The sequence below is a fragment of the Pseudomonas sp. Con_6 genome, assembly GCF_059379395.1.
On the sequence record NZ_CM182011.1, the window covers coordinates 551,893 to 567,926 of the forward strand.

16 protein-coding genes are annotated in these 16,034 nt (G+C 62.6%); 12 read left to right on the forward strand and 4 right to left on the reverse strand.

Features of this window, described 5'->3' with window-relative positions; all coding sequences use genetic code 11:
- Positions 1–28 precede the first annotated feature (28 nt).
- Together AC5QPF_RS02490 and AC5QPF_RS02495 are read left to right on the forward strand one after the other, a co-directional pair.
- Positions 29–535, forward strand: coding sequence for a DUF6708 domain-containing protein (locus AC5QPF_RS02490; RefSeq protein ID WP_494964114.1), 507 nt, complete (start codon positions 29–31; stop codon positions 533–535).
- A gap of 37 nt (positions 536–572) precedes the next feature.
- Entirely contained in the window at positions 573–830 is a 258-nt protein-coding gene (locus AC5QPF_RS02495; protein ID WP_494961879.1) for a PAAR domain-containing protein, read from the forward strand.
- Positions 831–837: 7 nt separating this feature from the next.
- On the opposite strand, the gene AC5QPF_RS02500 is transcribed toward AC5QPF_RS02495, so the two are convergent.
- Together AC5QPF_RS02500 and AC5QPF_RS02505 are read right to left on the reverse strand one after the other, a co-directional pair.
- Positions 838–1,257, reverse strand: a complete 420-nt coding sequence (locus AC5QPF_RS02500; protein WP_494964115.1) for a DUF3010 family protein — start codon at positions 1,255–1,257, stop codon at positions 838–840.
- 8 nt (positions 1,258–1,265) lie between these two features.
- Entirely contained in the window at positions 1,266–1,673 is a 408-nt protein-coding gene (locus tag AC5QPF_RS02505) for a lysozyme inhibitor LprI family protein (protein WP_494961880.1), read from the reverse strand.
- A gap of 515 nt (positions 1,674–2,188) precedes the next feature.
- On the opposite strand from AC5QPF_RS02505, the gene AC5QPF_RS02510 reads away from it, so the two are divergent.
- Entirely contained in the window at positions 2,189–2,488 is a 300-nt protein-coding gene (locus AC5QPF_RS02510) for a DUF3077 domain-containing protein (RefSeq protein WP_494961881.1), read from the forward strand.
- Positions 2,489–2,582: 94 nt separating this feature from the next.
- On the opposite strand, the gene AC5QPF_RS02515 is transcribed toward AC5QPF_RS02510, so the two are convergent.
- The gene (locus AC5QPF_RS02515; protein ID WP_494961882.1) at positions 2,583–3,320 is read right to left on the reverse strand and encodes a hypothetical protein; all 738 of its coding nucleotides are present in this window, start codon (positions 3,318–3,320) and stop codon (positions 2,583–2,585) included.
- A 242-nt stretch (positions 3,321–3,562) separates the two neighbouring features.
- Here AC5QPF_RS02515 and AC5QPF_RS02520 point away from each other — a divergent pair, with 242 nt between their 5' ends.
- From AC5QPF_RS02520 to AC5QPF_RS02560, 9 genes are all read left to right on the forward strand, one after another.
- Entirely contained in the window at positions 3,563–4,540 is a 978-nt protein-coding gene (locus tag AC5QPF_RS02520; RefSeq protein ID WP_494961883.1) for a membrane dipeptidase, read from the forward strand.
- A 75-nt stretch (positions 4,541–4,615) separates the two neighbouring features.
- A complete protein-coding gene (locus AC5QPF_RS02525) occupies positions 4,616–5,146 on the forward strand; it encodes a DUF5943 domain-containing protein (RefSeq protein WP_030139308.1) in 531 nt (176 codons plus the stop codon).
- A gap of 17 nt (positions 5,147–5,163) precedes the next feature.
- Complete coding sequence (gene dgcA, locus AC5QPF_RS02530) at positions 5,164–7,224, forward strand: dimethylglycine demethylation protein DgcA (protein WP_494961884.1); 2,061 nt, start codon at positions 5,164–5,166, stop codon at positions 7,222–7,224.
- A 141-nt stretch (positions 7,225–7,365) separates the two neighbouring features.
- Complete coding sequence (gene dgcB, locus AC5QPF_RS02535) at positions 7,366–9,312, forward strand: dimethylglycine demethylation protein DgcB (protein WP_494961885.1); 1,947 nt, start codon at positions 7,366–7,368, stop codon at positions 9,310–9,312.
- Positions 9,312–10,535: an electron transfer flavoprotein subunit alpha gene (gene etfA, locus AC5QPF_RS02540; RefSeq protein ID WP_494961886.1), complete on the forward strand. Its 1,224-nt coding sequence runs from the start codon at positions 9,312–9,314 to the stop codon at positions 10,533–10,535. Before dgcB ends, etfA begins: the two co-directional genes overlap by 1 nt.
- A gap of 15 nt (positions 10,536–10,550) precedes the next feature.
- Positions 10,551–11,321 (forward strand): electron transfer flavoprotein subunit beta, encoded by a 771-nt coding sequence (etfB, locus tag AC5QPF_RS02545; RefSeq protein ID WP_494961887.1) that lies wholly within the window; start codon positions 10,551–10,553, stop codon positions 11,319–11,321.
- Between the two features lie 695 nt (positions 11,322–12,016).
- Positions 12,017–12,913 (forward strand): RHS repeat-associated core domain-containing protein, encoded by an 897-nt coding sequence (locus AC5QPF_RS02550; protein ID WP_494961888.1) that lies wholly within the window; start codon positions 12,017–12,019, stop codon positions 12,911–12,913.
- A complete protein-coding gene (locus AC5QPF_RS02555; protein ID WP_494961889.1) occupies positions 12,910–13,755 on the forward strand; it encodes an RHS repeat-associated core domain-containing protein in 846 nt (281 codons plus the stop codon). The genes AC5QPF_RS02550 and AC5QPF_RS02555 overlap by 4 nt, the downstream gene beginning before the upstream one ends.
- Positions 13,756–13,853: 98 nt before the next feature.
- Positions 13,854–14,603, forward strand: coding sequence for an RHS repeat-associated core domain-containing protein (locus tag AC5QPF_RS02560; protein ID WP_494961890.1), 750 nt, complete (start codon positions 13,854–13,856; stop codon positions 14,601–14,603).
- Between the two features lie 86 nt (positions 14,604–14,689).
- Here AC5QPF_RS02560 and gbca read toward each other — a convergent pair whose 3' ends face one another.
- The gene (gbca, locus tag AC5QPF_RS02565) at positions 14,690–15,982 is read right to left on the reverse strand and encodes a glycine betaine monooxygenase oxygenase subunit (protein WP_494961891.1); all 1,293 of its coding nucleotides are present in this window, start codon (positions 15,980–15,982) and stop codon (positions 14,690–14,692) included.
- Between the last annotated feature and the right edge of the window lie 52 nt (positions 15,983–16,034).

Below are 16,034 nucleotides of genomic sequence, written 5' to 3' on the forward strand. Positions count from 1 at the left end.
AAGAACGCTCAAGCTTGAAGAGTGGTTCATGTTCATTTCTATATTACTGATTGGAGTTTGGTCGCTCCCAATTTTTTGGAAGTTGGACGTGTCCCCTCCTCGGGATTTACCACTCCGCTTTAACCGAGCCCGCCAACGGCTCTACGCCTACAACTTTACCTACCGCTGGTGGAACCCCTTCGAGCGCTGGCGGGTGACGCCAGTAGCCTACGACTGGTCCCAGGTACGGGCCGAACGCTGGCTGCAGCGTGGCGCGACTACCCACGGGGTCATCATCAAGGGAGGCGTGGTGCTCTCCATCGTCAAGCCAGGTACCAACGAGGTCATCGACCGCTTCCCCCTGACCACCATGGGCGCCGACGAGCATGCCTGGGCCTATATCTGCACCTACATGCAACAAGGCCCCGACGCACTACCACCTCCTGGCCCGCCGAAAGATCACAACGATGTGTCGTACTTCAACATCGCATTGCTATTGGCGCCCAAGGTGAAATGGCCTGCGGACATGGATCTTGAATCGAGGACGGCGCCATGAGCCTTGGCAATCGAAACCAGATCAAAGGAACTCATTCATGAAACCAGTCGTCCTCGTAGGCCACCGCCACGATTGTCCTGTCCATGGTCCAGGTACCGTAACCAGCGGCTCTACCGAAGATACCGTCAATGGCCGAGCCATCGCTCGGGTTGGTGACTCGATCAGTTGCGGTGCGGTTATCCGAACAGGCTCCAACGATACCTTCATCGACGGCCAGGCCGTCGCCCGTGTGGGAGATACCACCAGCCACGGCGGCACCCTGGTCGAAGGGGACCCCGACTGGCTGCTGGATTGACCTGTTTTCAGCGCCTCACAAACATCACCGCACAAGCACTCTTCCAAGCCTCATGCTGATACTTGTTCAACCCCGCCGGAGGCGTGAAGTCATGCTTCTTCCCCTGCGCCGTAATCGTCTGCGGCGACACCAGCAGCACCTCGCACCCTTGCAACAACTGCAGCAGCCCTTCCAGCTTGAACGTCACCGGGCCACCGGCGAAATCACCCTTCTTGCTGCGCTTCTTGATCGCCACATGGGTGACGCCATGTTCACTGACAAACGCCTGCACCCGCGCCGCAAAGTCGCGAACCTGCGCCGCGTCCTCGTCATCCTCGATGCCGATCTTCTTGACCGTCGTCGCCACATGCACCGGTTGCCCGGCGTCCATACCGGCAACCGCCAACAAGGCTTCACTGCCCTTCAATTCAATCCCGCAAATAATCATCGGTTCACTCAATCGGAAGTCGGCAATCCAAGGGATTGCAGGTACTCGGAACGGTCGTCATTGCGCTGCGCCATGCAGGTGTTCTGCGCCGCTTCGAAGGCCTTGCCCGCAGGGATGTCGTAGGTCTCGACCTTGCAGTCGGCATCACGCAGCTGTTTCCACACCGCTTCGGCTTCGTTCAGACGCTTGCTCAGCTCGGCAATCTTCGCCGTCTTGCCGGCATATTGTTCCTTGATCCGGTCCTGCAGGTCGGCGAAGGCGGCGTCCAGCTCGCGCTCGGAGGCGGTGCGGCTGTAGCGGGCGCATTCGAAATTCTGCTGGTCGGTTTCCACGTTGTCGCACGGCGTGCTTTCTTCTTCGGCAGCATGGGCGCCAACGGCCAGGGTTGCCAGCATCAGCCAGACCATCGATTTCATCTAAGTCATCTCCCAAGGGAATATGGGTCAGGATTCTCGCTCAGCCTCCGGGCAATGAACAGGGCAGGCTGATGAAGGTTTTATCAGTTGTTGGTGATAATGGTCGTCGATATTCGCGGGTATCGCCGGCTTATGTTTTCAAACGACTGGCATTCGATCAGCGCCTACAGAATCTGTGGAGTCGCCGCGCGTGAAACCTGTCGCATTCCGCCACGAAAATTCACCCATTTCCGGCTTTCTTGTAGGCAATTTCCCAAGCATACTCCCCGACCCCGCCTGGTGGTTGCGTCCTCTGGAAACGCTGCCTAATCTCCGCCGGTCGTTGCCAAATCGACGACACGGATTAGCAGTCCGAACTACGACTTCCCACCAGCAAGCCTCTATGGCGGCTGTGCGTGTGGGCACCTTCGGGTGCGCCGGGATTCTCGTAGCCGGTCTGCTAACTCACGTACAGTCGCCACCCTTCGTCTAGCAGCGATAGGTGGCCGATCCGTTTCAACTACGAGAGATACGCCATGAAAAAAATCGTCCCCGATCCACCCCTCACCACCACCCATACCCACTTCGCCACTACCCACCGCAGTCATGCACCGCTGTTCGCCGTGCGTGCCGGCATCTGCGTGGATGACGCCTTGATGCATGTGGCGTCCGCCTTGAAATCGGCTATCGAGACCAACCTGCAGCTGTGCGATCTGGACGATCGCAAACACGGCGACCTGATGTGGGCGACCCAGCAGTCGCTGGAGATTGCCCAGGCAGTGGTGGGTTCGTTGCTGGCTGCGGCCGAGATGCGCCGGAATGGCACACTGAAGTAAGCGGGCGGACGCCATCGCTGGCAAGCCAGCTCCCACAAGGACCGCGCCGCTGTCGAGAGCAGCAGTGAACCTGTGGGAGCTTGCGATGAGGCCATCAGAGCTTCAGGTTCGCCAGGAACCGCTGCGCATTCTGTCCCAGCTTGGCGATCACCGCCTCACGCACCTGCCCGTAGGTCTGGAGGTTGAGCACCGAGGTCTGGGCCGAGCGGAAGATCTGTATGTCATTGCGCTGGAAGGTCATGAACAGGAACCCGGTGCTGGTGGTATTGCGCATGATCTGCATGCAATTCATCAGCATGGTCACTTCACCCGTGGCGCTCTGGGTGCAGGGCATGATCTGGAAGGTGCCGACATTGCCACGGGTGCTGCTGCTGGAGAACAGTTCCAGGGCTCGGGGTTCCTTGCGCAGCGCTTCGAAGGTGCGTCGGGCGAGGGGGCTGTAGGCTTCGCCGCCGACCACGCTTTCGATGATGTCCAGTGCCACGTCATTGACGGTGAAAGCGCTCTGGCTCGGCTGGTAGCGCTGCATCCCGTTGCGTGACAGGGTCCAGCCCAGTTTGGCGAGGCCGTCGGTATAGAAGTTGAACCATTCTTCGCGCTGGCGCGCTTTGTCGTACAGCTTGCTCGCCGCCAACTGCATCAGCAGGGTGCTGTTCAGTACGTCTTCGCGGGCCTGCTGGCCAAGGCCGGAAACGAAGGACACCAGGCTGTCGCCGGCGACCAGCGCGCCTTCTTCGCTGGCATCGGGGGCTTGCCGGGTGTGTCGGTGCAGGGGTGGGCTGCCGGCCTCTGGCAGATCCAGTGCAGCGATGAAATCCAGTGTGTCGTGCATGGGGTGACTCCTGTCGTGGCGCAAAGCCTGTGACACTAGCCAGTTCCCGGCGTCGAGGCAGCCGGAGGGCCTTCCACGGCCGCGCCGACAGGCCTGTACGGCGCCCTTTGTCGGCCTTTGACGCTTTCGGCAATTCCCCTGTCGTTTTTGCATCGGGGCGACATTCACCCGAGGCATATGCTGACCCCCAATAGCGCCGGCAGACGATTCGGCGCGGGAATGCCAATAAAGGGGACTGCCTGATGAGCCCAGCCGAATTACACGCAGACAGCATCGTTATCGACGGGCTGATCATCGCCAAATGGAACCGCGAGCTGTTCGAGGACATGCGCAAGGGCGGCCTGACCGCGGCCAACTGCACTGTGTCGGTCTGGGAAGGCTTCAAGGCCACCGTCGACCAGATCGCCGCCAGCCAGAAGCTGATCCGCGAGAACAGCGACCTGGTGATGCCGGTGCGCACCACCGCCGACATCCGCAAGGCCAAGGAACTGGGCAAGACCGGCATCCTCTTCGGCTTCCAGAACGCCCATGCGTTCGAAGACCAGATCGCCTACGTGGACGTGTTCAAGCAGCTCGGCGTGGGCATCGTGCAGATGTGCTACAACACCCAGAACCTGGTCGGTACCGGCTGCTACGAGCGTGATGGCGGGCTGTCGGGCTTCGGTCGCGAGATCGTCGCCGAGATGAACCGCGTCGGCATCATGTGCGACCTGTCCCACGTCGGCTCCAAGACCAGCGAGGAAGTCATCCTCGAATCGAAGAAGCCGGTCTGCTACTCCCACTGCCTGCCTTCCGGCCTCAAGGAACACCCGCGCAACAAGTCCGACGAGGAACTGAAGTTCATCGCCGACCACGGCGGTTTCGTCGGCGTGACCATGTTCGCGCCGTTCCTGGCCAAGGGCATCGACTCGACCATCGACGACTACGCCGAAGCCATCGAGTACACGATGAACATCGTCGGTGAAGACGCCATCGGCATCGGTACCGACTTCACCCAGGGCCATGGCCAGGAGTTCTTCGAGTACCTGACCCACGACAAGGGCTACGCCCGTCGTCTGACCAACTTCGGCAAGATCATCAACCCGCTGGGCATCCGCACCGTGGGCGAATTCCCCAACCTCACCGAGACCCTGCTCAAGCGCGGCCATTCCGAGCGCGTGGTACGCAAGATCATGGGCGAGAACTGGGTGAACGTACTCAAGGATGTCTGGGGCGAATAAGCCTCCGAAGCCTCTCTTTCCAACCCCCGCATCAGGGCGGGGGCAGCCAACAAAAATTTCTGGAGTTGAGTTTCCATGGCCAAGATCGCCCCGCAATTGCCAATCGAAGTCGACAGCGAGACCGGTGTCTGGACCAGCGACGCGCTGCCGATGCTGTACGTACCGCGGCATTTCTTCGTCAACAACCACATGGGCATCGAGGAAGTGCTGGGCGCTGACGCCTACGCCGAGATCCTCTACAAGGCCGGCTACAAGTCCGCCTGGCACTGGTGCGAGAAGGAAGCCGAATGCCACGGGCTGGAAGGCGTGGCGGTGTTCGAGCACTACATGAAGCGTCTGTCCCAGCGCGGCTGGGGTCTGTTCAAGATCCAGGACATCGACCTCGACAAGGGCACTGCCAGCGTCAAGCTCGAGCACTCGGCGTTCGTCTACGTCTACGGCAAGGTCGGGCGCAAGGTGGACTACATGTTCACCGGCTGGTTCGCCGGGGCCATGGACCAGATCCTCGCCGCCCGCGGCAGCAGCATCCGTACCGTCGCCGAACAGGTTTATGGCGGTTCCGAAGAAGGCCACGACGACGGCCTGTTCATCGTCAAGCCGTTGTAAGTCGAGGAGCCCGCGCCATGGCGTTCGAAGCTATGTTCCAGCCGATCCAGATCGGCAAACTGACCATCCGCAACCGTGTGCTGAGTACCGCGCACGCCGAGGTCTATGCCACCGACGGCGGCATGACCACCGAGCGCTATGTGAAGTACTACGAGGAGAAGGCCAAGGGCGGCATCGGCCTGGCCATCTGCGGTGGCTCGTCGGTGGTTGCCATCGACAGCCCGCAGCAGTGGTGGTCGTCGGTCAACCTGTCCACCGACCGGATCATCCCGCACTTCCAGAACCTCGCTGACGCCATGCACAAGCATGGCGCCAAGATCATGATCCAGATTACCCACATGGGCCGCCGCTCGCGTTGGGACGGCTACCACTGGCCGACCCTGATGTCGCCGTCCGGCATCCGTGAACCGGTGCACCGCGCCACCTGCAAGACCATCGAACCGGAAGAGATCTGGCGGGTGATCGGCAACTACGCCCAGGCGGCACGCCGGGCGAAGGAAGGCGGCCTGGACGGCGTCGAGCTGTCGGCCGTGCACCAGCACATGATCGACCAGTTCTGGAGCCCGCGGGTCAACAAGCGCACCGACGAATGGGGCGGTACTTTCGAAGGCCGCATGAAGTTCGGCCTGGAAGTGCTCAAGGCGGTGCGGGCCGAGGTCGGTCCGGACTTCTGCGTCGGCATGCGTATCTGCGGTGACGAATTCCATCCCGATGGCCTCAGCCACGAGGACATGAAGGAAATCGCCAAGTACTACGATGCCACCGGCATGGTCGATTTCTTCGGCGTGATCGGCTCGGGTTGCGACACCCACAACACCCTGGCCAACGTCATCCCCAACATGAGCTATCCGCCGGAGCCGTTCCTGCACCTGGCGGCGGGCATCAAGGAAGTGGTCAAGGCCCCTGTTCTGCACGCGCAGAACATCAAGGACCCGAACCAGGCCACGCGCATCCTCGAAGGCGGCTATGTCGACATGGTCGGCATGACCCGTGCGCATATCGCCGACCCGCACCTGATCGCCAAGATCAAGATGGGCCAGGTCGACCAGATCAAGCAGTGCGTCGGCGCCAACTACTGCATCGACCGCCAGTACCAGGGCCTGGATGTACTGTGCATCCAGAACGCCGCGACCTCCCGTGAATACATGGGCGTGCCGCACATCATCGAGAAATCCACCGGGGCCAGGCGCAAGGTGGTGATCGTCGGTGCCGGCCCGGCCGGTATGGAGGCGGCTCGGGTCGCTGCCGAGCGCGGTCATGACGTGACCCTGTTCGAGAAGAAGGACCAGATCGGCGGGCAGATCACCATCGCCGCCAAGGCCCCGCAGCGCGACCAGATCGCCGGTATCACCCGCTGGTACCAGCTGGAGCTGGCGCGCCTGAAGGTCGACTTGCGCCTGGGTACTGCGGCGGACGCCGACACCATCATGGACCTGCGTCCGGATATCGTCGTGCTGGCGGTGGGCGGGCATCCGTTCATGGAGCAGAACGAGCATTGGGGCGCCGCCGAAGGGCTGGTGGTCAGCAGCTGGGACGTGCTCGACGGCAAGGTCGCGCCGGGCAAGAACGTACTGGTGTACGACACCATCTGCGAGTTCACCGGCATGTCGGTGGCCGACTTCATCGCCGACAAGGGCAGCCAGGTCGAGATCGTCACCGACGACATCAAGCCGGGCGTGGCGATTGGCGGGACTTCGTTCCCGACCTACTACCGCAGCATGTACCCCAAGGAAGTGATCATGACCGGTGACCTGATGCTGGAAAAGGTCTACCGCGAGGGCGACAAGCTGGTGGCGGTGCTGGAGAACGAATACACCGGGGCCAAGGAAGAGCGAGTGGTCGACCAGGTGGTGATCGAGAACGGCGTGCGTCCGGACGAGGCGCTGTACTACGCGCTGAAGGACGGTTCGCGCAACAAGGGCCAGATCGATGTGGAGGCGCTGTTCGCCATCCAGCCGCAGCCGATTCTCGGCCAGGCCGGCGAGGGCTACCTGCTGTACCGCATTGGCGATTGCGTGGCGCAGCGCAACACCCATGCGGCGATCTACGACGCCTTGCGCCTGTGCAAGGACTTCTGATCGGACCTTGATCGAGAGAGCGGCACGGACCCTGTGGGAGCTGGCTTGCCAGCGATAGCGGTAGTGAATTCACCATTGCAATCGCTGGCAAGCCAGCTCCCACAGGGTACGCGCCAACTCCAACCCGAGTGGGAGCTTCCCATGCTGAACCTTATCCTCCCCATCCTGCTGTTCGCCGCCCTCGGCCTGGCCGTGCTCGGTGCGGTGCGCCGTGTGCGGATGTGGCGCCAGGGCCGGCCGTCGCCGGTCAACCTGCTGGCCGGCCTGCTGGCCATGCCACGACGCTACCTGGTCGACCTCCACCATGTGGTGGAGCGCGACAAATACATGTCCAAGACCCACGTGGCCACCGCTGGCGGCTTCGTCCTCTCGGCCGTGCTGGCGATCGTCGTGCACGGTTTCGGCCTGCACAGCAAGATCCTCGGCTACGCCCTGCTGGCCGCCACCGTGCTGATGTTCTGCGGCGCGATCTTCGTCTTCAAGCGCCGTCTCGATCCGCCTTCGCGCCTGTCGAAAGGCCCGTGGATGCGCCTGCCGAAAAGCCTGCTGGTGTTCTCCACCACCTTCTTCATCGCCACCCTGCCGGTGGCCGGCATCCTTCCCGAAGGCTTCGGCGGCTGGTTCGTCGTCGGCCTGCTGGGCCTGGGCGTGATCTGGGGCGTGTCCGAGCTGTTCCTCGGCATGACCTGGGGCGGCCCGATGAAACACGCTTTCGCCGGTGCCCTGCACCTGGCCTGGCACCGCCGCGCCGAACGCTTCGGCGGCGGTCGTTCCACCGGCCTCAAGCCGCTGGACCTGGAAGACCCGTCCGCGCCGCTGGGCGTGGAAAAACCCAAGGACTTCACCTGGAACCAGTTGCTCGGCTTCGACGCCTGCGTGCAGTGCGGCAAGTGCGAGGCCATGTGCCCGGCTTTCGCCGCCGGCCAGCCGCTGAACCCGAAGAAACTCATCCAGGACATGGTTATCGGCCTGGCCGGTGGCACTGACGCCCAGTTTGCCGGCAGCCCCTATCCGGGCAAGCCGATCGGCGAGCACGGCGGCCATCCGCACCAGCCGATCGTCAACGGCCTGGTGGACGCCGAGACCCTGTGGTCGTGCACCACCTGCCGCGCCTGCGTCGAGGAATGCCCGATGATGATCGAGCACGTCGATGCCATCGTCGACATGCGCCGTCACCTCACGCTGGAAAAGGGCGCTACGCCGAACAAGGGCGCGGAAGTGCTCGACAACCTGATCGCCACCGACAACCCGGGCGGATTCAATCCCGGCGGGCGGATGAACTGGGCGGCGGACCTGAACCTGAATGTGCTGTCGGAAGTGAAATCCACCGAAGTGCTGTTCTGGGTCGGTGACGGTGCCTTCGACATGCGCAACCAGCGCACCCTGCGTTCCTTCGTGAAAGTGCTGAAGGCTTCCGGCGTCGACTTCGCCGTGCTCGGCCTGGAAGAACGCGACAGCGGCGACGTGGCCCGGCGCCTGGGTGACGAAGCCACCTTCCAGACCCTGGCCAAGCGCAATATCCAGACCCTGGCCAAGTACCGCTTCCAGCGCATCGTCACTTGCGATCCGCACAGCTTCCACGTGCTGAAGAACGAATACGGCGCCTTCGGCGGCGAGTACCTGGTGCAGCACCACAGCACCTGGATTGCCGAACTGCTGGATGCCGGCAAGCTGAGCCTCGACGCGCACAAGGGCGGCAGCGTGACCTATCACGATCCTTGCTACCTGGGCCGTTACAACGGTGAGTACGAGGCGCCGCGCCAGGTGCTGCGCGCCCTCGGTATCGAGGTCAAGGAAATGGAGCGCTCCGGTTTCCGCTCGCGTTGCTGCGGCGGTGGCGGTGGTGCGCCGATCACCGATATTCCCGGCAAGCAGCGTATTCCCGACATGCGCATGGAGGACATCCGCGAGACTGGCGCCGAAGTGGTTGCAGTCGGTTGTCCACAGTGCACGGCGATGCTCGAAGGCGTGGTCGAGCCGCGGCCGCTGATCAAGGACCTGGCCGAACTGGTGGCCGACGCCCTGCTGGAAACCCCGGCACCGAGCAAGCCGGCCGTGAGCAAACGTGAACCTGCGGAGGTGCACTGATGAGCGACATTATCCGCCGCGACCCGCGCGCCGAATGGATCGCGCGTAACCGCCTGCACCCTCTGCATGCGGCCATGCAGGTGCAGCAGGACAGCTGGATGGGCCCCAACGGGGTGATCCGCAAGAACCCCCATGCCGTGGGCTTCATCGGCCCCAACGGGATCAAGCGCATCGACCGCAGCGGCGCCCAGCAGGGCGGCAGCACGGGCAAGCGCAGTGCGGCGACCGAAGTGCAGTTGCCGCTGCACCAGGTGCCGGCGCCGGCGTTCTACATCGCCGTGGCCCCGGACATGGTCGGCGGCCGCCTGAGCAGCCACGACCGCGACCTGCTCGGCCTGGCCCACAGCCTGGCCGGCAGCGACGGTGCGGTGCTGGCCGTGGTGTTCGGTGAGCACAAGGAAAGCAACTTCGCCGGCAACGGTGTTGACCGCTTGCTGGTCCTCGAAGGCGAGCAGTTCGACGGTTATGCACCGGAGCAACGGGTGCAGGGCCTGCGGGCTGTGGATAACCAGTTTTCCCCTCGCCACTGGCTGCTGCCAGACAGCCGCACCGGTGGTGGCGAACTGGGCCGGCGCTTCGCCGCGACCTTGGGCGAACGCCCGGCGACACGGGTGTGGCAGGTCAAGGACGGCCTCAGCAGCGGCCGCGCCGGCGCCGGCCAGCAAGACCTGGTGCGCAATCTGCCGCGGCTGATCCTGGCTGCCGCCGAGTGCGCCGACCCGGTCAGCGAAACCCGTCACGAAGCCCTGCCGGTGGAGTTGTCCACAGGCGTGGCGCGCAGTCTTTCGCGGATCGAGGACCTCGGCCCGGTGGCCGTGGACCCAGCCGCCATTGCCATGGCCGAAGCCGAGTTCATTGTCTCCGGCGGCAACGGGGTCAAGGACTGGGACCTGTTCCATCGCGCCACTGCGGCCCTCGGCGCCACCGAAGGCGCTTCGCGGGTGGCGGTGGACGACGGTTTCATGCCGCGCAACCGCCAGGTCGGCGCCACCGGTACCTGGGTCACCGCACGGGTCTACGTGGCGGTGGGTATCTCCGGGGCGATCCAGCACCTGCAGGGCATCGGTGCCTGCGACAAGGTGGTGGCGATCAACATGGACCCGGGCTGCGACATGATCAAACGCGCCGATCTTTCGGTGATCGGCGACAGCGCGGCGATCCTGCAGGCGCTGATCGAGGCTGTGGACAACTTCCGCAATGGCGCCAGGCGCGATGCGGCATAAGGGCAGGGGACAAGCATGAACACGAAGGTCATCAGCCTGGTTTCGGTCGGCGCCCACCCCACCTCGGGCCGCAGCCGCCGCGCCGAACAGGACGCCCGTGCGGTAGAGCTGGGCCTGCAACTGGCCGGCGAACAGCTGCAGGTGCTGCATGCCGGCGACCCTCGCGAGGAAGCCCTGCGCGGCTACCTCGGCATGGGCCTGGCCCAGCTCGACGTGCTGGAACAACCCGCCGGCGCCGATGTGCTCGGCGTGCTCGGCGACTACCTGCGCGAGGCCGGGGCGCAGCTTGTACTCACGGGCAGCCAGGCGGAAACCGGTGAAGGTTCGGGCATGCTCCCGTTCCTGCTGGCCGAACGCCTGGGCTGGCCGCTGGTGGTGGGCCTGGCCGAGGTGGAATCCATCGACAACGGCACGGCCCAGGTGCTCCAGGCGCTGCCTCGCGGGCAACGCCGTCGGCTCAAGGTGCGCCTGCCGTTCCTCGCTTCTGTGGATAACGCTGCGCCGAAGCCACGCCAAAGCGCTTTCGGCCCGGCGCGGCGGGGTGTGCTGGCGGCGCGCGAGGTCGAAATCGTCGACGACGAACTGTTCGCCAGCGCCGAGCTGCTGCCCGCCAAGCCGCGGCCCAAACGGCTCAAGGTGATCAAGGCGAAGAGCGGTGCCGATCGCATGAAAGCGGCTACCGCCAAGGCCAGTGGCGGCGGCGGACAGGTCCTCAAGGACGTCAGTCCACAGGCCGGTGCCGAGGCCATTCTCAAGCTGTTGATGGAGGAAGGCGTGCTGCGCTGAGGGTTTTGCACAAAGTCTGTTGGCGGTTCTGTGGATAAAATGTTTGCCACCCTCTGAAAGCCTTGCTCTGCAAGGCTTTTGCGCTTCTGGTCATTTTTCGTACAGGGTTTTTACGGCTGTATTCATGCAAACGACGCGTGGGCAAGCGGTAGTTGCTCACAATCTCTGTTGGCGGTCTTGTGGATAAACTGTTTGGTTTCAAGTTAAGTTGTTTAAAAACAATGGTTTAGGATTTTTGATCAAAAAACGATCAGTTGATGAAATATTCATAACGATGCGGCATAAACCGTTGTAAATCAGGGCTGCTATGGCCTTATGCACAGGCTTGGATTCCACCCCCCATGTTTCACACAAAGTCTGTTGGCCTCTTTGTGGATAAGGTGTTCGCCAACCAGCACAAGGCTTGAATTCATTGGCTTAGAGAGGTTTGGTCAAAAAATGATCATTGATCGCTCCAGGTCGAAATACCAGGCAGATGCAGTTTTCCACAGGGGTTTCCCACAATAGCTGTGGGTCGAGCTGTGGATAAAATGTTTGCGAAGCCGCTTGCAGTCAATGAATACGGGGGGATTCAGCGCTTGAACAAAAAACGTACAGATGGCCTATGGCACCTGTCTACCTGATAAATCTGCCAGTAGTGAAGAGTGTGGGACGGGGGGTAAGGTAATCGGAGTCCGCTTCCTCCTGAGGTTCACATGCCGACATTGCCCGCCAACCGGATTGATCCAAGCGCGCCAGGCAGTGCCGGCCTCGCATTCAACGGCCAACTGCTCGAGGCCTGGGGCTGCTACCTGCCAGGCAATGGCTATCGCGCCTATAACCCCGTGCTGCAGCGCTTTAACAGTCCGGATCGCTGGAGCCCTTTCGATCGGGGTGGGCTGAATGCCTATGCCTACTGCTCAGGCGATCCAGTCAGCCAGGTCGATCCCAGTGGGCGATGGGAGGAGAAGGTCGGGCCTATGCTGACGATAATGCTCAACGTCGCGTTGTTCGGCGTCGCGATGCTGGGGATTCGCAGTCCGGCACCGGCCATGAAGAGCGGACCTGCGCTCAATGCGACCTATATCAGCGCGACTGGCGCCCTGGTGGGCATCTACGGTGCCGCCGAGCAGTTGCTGGGCAACCCTGAGGGCAAGTACATCAACTGGATCGGTACATCGATCTCGGCGCTGGCGGCCTGGAAGCGGTTCGGGATAGGCAGGAAGCCGGACCGGGAGGATCGCTTCAACGAACACATCGCGAGGTTCCGTCAGAAGACGCTGGAGCCTGCGGCGAAAATCCAGTACGTCCCGCCAGACTCCCCGCCGGTGAGTCCTCTTGCGTCCCGGTCGGCGCCTCCTTCGCCAGCTACCTCCTCGATGGCTACTTCTGCGCGCCCGTCACCCCTGCAATCCCGTTCGAACACGGCGACTCCGGAACCGTCCATACCTTCGTACTTGAGGATGAGCCGCTCGGGTTCGATAGCCAGTTCGATGTCGAACTCCTCCGCGGGCAGCCAGCAATCGCGCCTGGGGGAACTGCGTTTTCAGGTGCAATCCGTTCGTGGGCCCCGTCGCCTCAGCGACCGGGAGGCTGTGGTGACCCTGTCATGAGCAAGCCCCCGGCAGGTCGTCTAACAGCCACGTCACTGGCACGCCCCGGATTCAACGGTCAGCTTCGGGAAAACCCGCAGGGCTGGTACCACCTTGGTCACGGCCGGCGGATCCATAGCCCGTTGCTGATGCGCTTCCATTGTCCCGACCGGCTGAGCCCCTTCGGCGCGGGTGGCTTGAATGCCTATGCCTATTGCCACGGCGATCCACTCAACTTCACCGACCCGACCGGGGGCAGCATCGAAGGCCTCTTCGGCATGACTTACCTGCTGCATGCCCTGGTCGAGGTGGTCGGCGTGATGACGCTGCTGGTGCCCCACTTGCTGCTTCGCGCCCCGCCCCGAAGCCGGCGTGCCCGCTATGCCGCGATGAAGCCGGACATGGCGACACCGATCGGCGGGCTCAATGCCTTCGCCACCGGTACCGGGATGGTGGGCTCGTTGGTGGCGATGACTGCAACCGCGGTTACCCACAAGGACCCCGAGAGTGAGACGCTGGATGGCCTGATGTACACCGCCTTGAGTATCAGCATCGGGGTCATGGCGGTGAAGGGGGTGGCGTATGCAACACCCAAGGATGTCCCGCACGGTCGAGGCAGGAAATGGGCCGAGTTCGTCCACGGCAAGAAGGCGGTTCGCGACGCTGTGGGTGATCCCGTGCCGGACCGCGAGCCGCCGACGCGATTGAGAGGGTGGGAACTGATGCCGCAGCAGCAGATGCAGGAGATTCGTTCCCCAGCGAGTCCCGCCCGGGACAACCCGCCGTCTTCGCCGCCAGGGGCTTCCACGGCAATGCCCTTGTCGCGCCGAATCACACGGGGTCCTCTGGAGCGCCTGATTTGACGACGATACCTTGGTCAACCTGGGGATTCTGCCAGTGTCGCCTGGCCCCTCCAGACGTTAGCGTGATGACCGTGAACGGATGACAGGGAGACAACAGCATGAGCGCAACCCGCATTGCCAATCACCTGGCGCGATCAAGCCTGGCCTTCAACGGCGAGCGTCTTGAGCCGTTGTTGGGGAATTACGCCCTGGGGGCCGGGCACCGGCTTTATAGCCCGGTGTTGCAGTGTTTTCACAGTGCAGACCGGTTGAGTCCGTTCGATGAGGGGGGGATCAATGGGTATGCGTATTGTTTGGGTGACCCGTTAAATCAGCTGGATCCAAGTGGCAAAGCCCCCGTTTTCGTTTTATCTCTGAGAAGTTTATTGCAGAAATCACAGGAGCTATGGCGTAACTCGGGAGGCACAGTATTCAGGATGCTGGCGAGCCAGAGTTCTTTGAGAGTGGTGAATCAGCCTGTAATGATGCCCAGAGCGATCTCCAGCGCTCAATCAATACAGGGAATCCTGCCTTCACCCATCCTGCGGAAACTGACCCGGACAGCGCCACCCTCCGGACTTTCTCAAGCCCCCTCGCCTCGTCTGGCTAACCTCATGAGTCGCGCAAAAGGGTGGAGTGATCCACCGGCAGCACCACCATTCCCCCATGCGACGAAAAGCAGGTTGTGGACCAGCGCTGGAAAAATAAAAGAACCGGAGGTTTCCTCGATCCGCGAAACGGAGGCCTTTCTCGAGATGCGCTATACATCACTGCGTAAGCCGCTGAAACATGCAGTCATCCTGAACGCTACGGATAGGAGACTGCGCCAGCACCGTGATGAGATGTTCGGGCCTTGGTGGCAGGCTTAGAGGCGAGCGAGCAGTTTCTGCAACAACGTTGCTGGAAATACCGGAACCCGGCGTCAAAGCCGGGTTCCGGTAAGCAAGGGTATCTGTTACTGCGCCGAAACATCCTTCAGATAAGGCGCCGGCTCCGCCCCCAGGTTGTTCAGCACCCGCTGGCTGTACCAGTCGATGAAGTTGACCACGCCGAACTCGTAGGTCTTGGAGTACGGCCCCGGCTGGTAGGCAGTGGAGTTGATGCCGCGCTGGTTCTCTTCGGCCAGGCGACGGTCCTGGTCGTTGGTGGCGTCCCACACCTCACGCATGCGCTGCGGGTCGTAGTCGACGCCTTCGACGGCGTCCTTGCGCACCAGCCACTTGGTGGTGACCTTGGTTTCCTGGGCGCTGATCGGCCACACGGTGAAGACGATCATGTGGTCGCCCATGCAGTGGTTCCACGAGTGCGGCAGGTGCAGGATGCGCATCGAGCCGAGGTCGGGGTTCTGGATGCGACCCATGAGCTTGGAGCAGGCCTGCTTGCCGTCCATGGTCATGGACACGGTGCCCTTGAGCAGCGGCATGCGCACGATGCGGTTACGCAGGCCATGGCTCTTGTGCAGGTACGGGATCTTCTCGGCTTCCCAGGCGGCGGCGGAGGCGGCCACGTGGTCCTTGAACGACTGGGTGGCACGCGGGTCGTTGGTGTCGTCCCACTCCAGCAAGGTGTTGAGCAGTTCCGGGTGAGAACCGCTGCAGTGGTAGCACTCGCGGTTGTTCTCCAGGACCAGCTTCCAGTTGGCCTTTTCCATCAGGGTGGTCTGCACCGCGACCTTGGTGTTCTCCATGTCGTACGGTTCCATGTAGTGCGCCAGGGTGGCGAGGAACTCGTCGATGGCCGGCGGGTTCTGCGCCAGGCTGATGAAAATGTAGCCGCCGGCGACCTTGCAGTGCACCGGCTTGAGGCCGTACTCCTTCATGTCGAAGTCGGCGCCCATCTCGGTGCCGGCGAAGAGCAGGCGACCGTCCAGCTCATAGGTCCACTGGTGGTACGGACAAACCAGCTTGGCCACCTTGCCCTTGTCGCTGGTGCACAGGCGCGAGCCGCGGTGACGGCAGACGTTGTGAAAGGCATGCACCTGGCCTTCGGCACCGCGCACCACCATGATCGGGTTCTTGCCGATCTCCAGGGTGAGGAAGTTGCCCTTGGCCGGGATCTCGCAGGTCATGCCGGCGATCAGCCATTCCTTGTGGAAGATTTCTTCCATGTCGATCTGGAACACGCGTTCATCGGTATAGAAGGGCTGCGGCAGGGAGAAGGTGCGCTCGCGGTTCTGCAGCATCTCGGCGGTAGCCTTGCGTGCGGGTTCCAGCGGGTCGCCCAGGCTCAGGGTGGTGGTGACGTCCATCGTGTGTGTCCTCATGGCCTTTGGCGGCCGGCGAAAGTGGCTAATCGTTGTT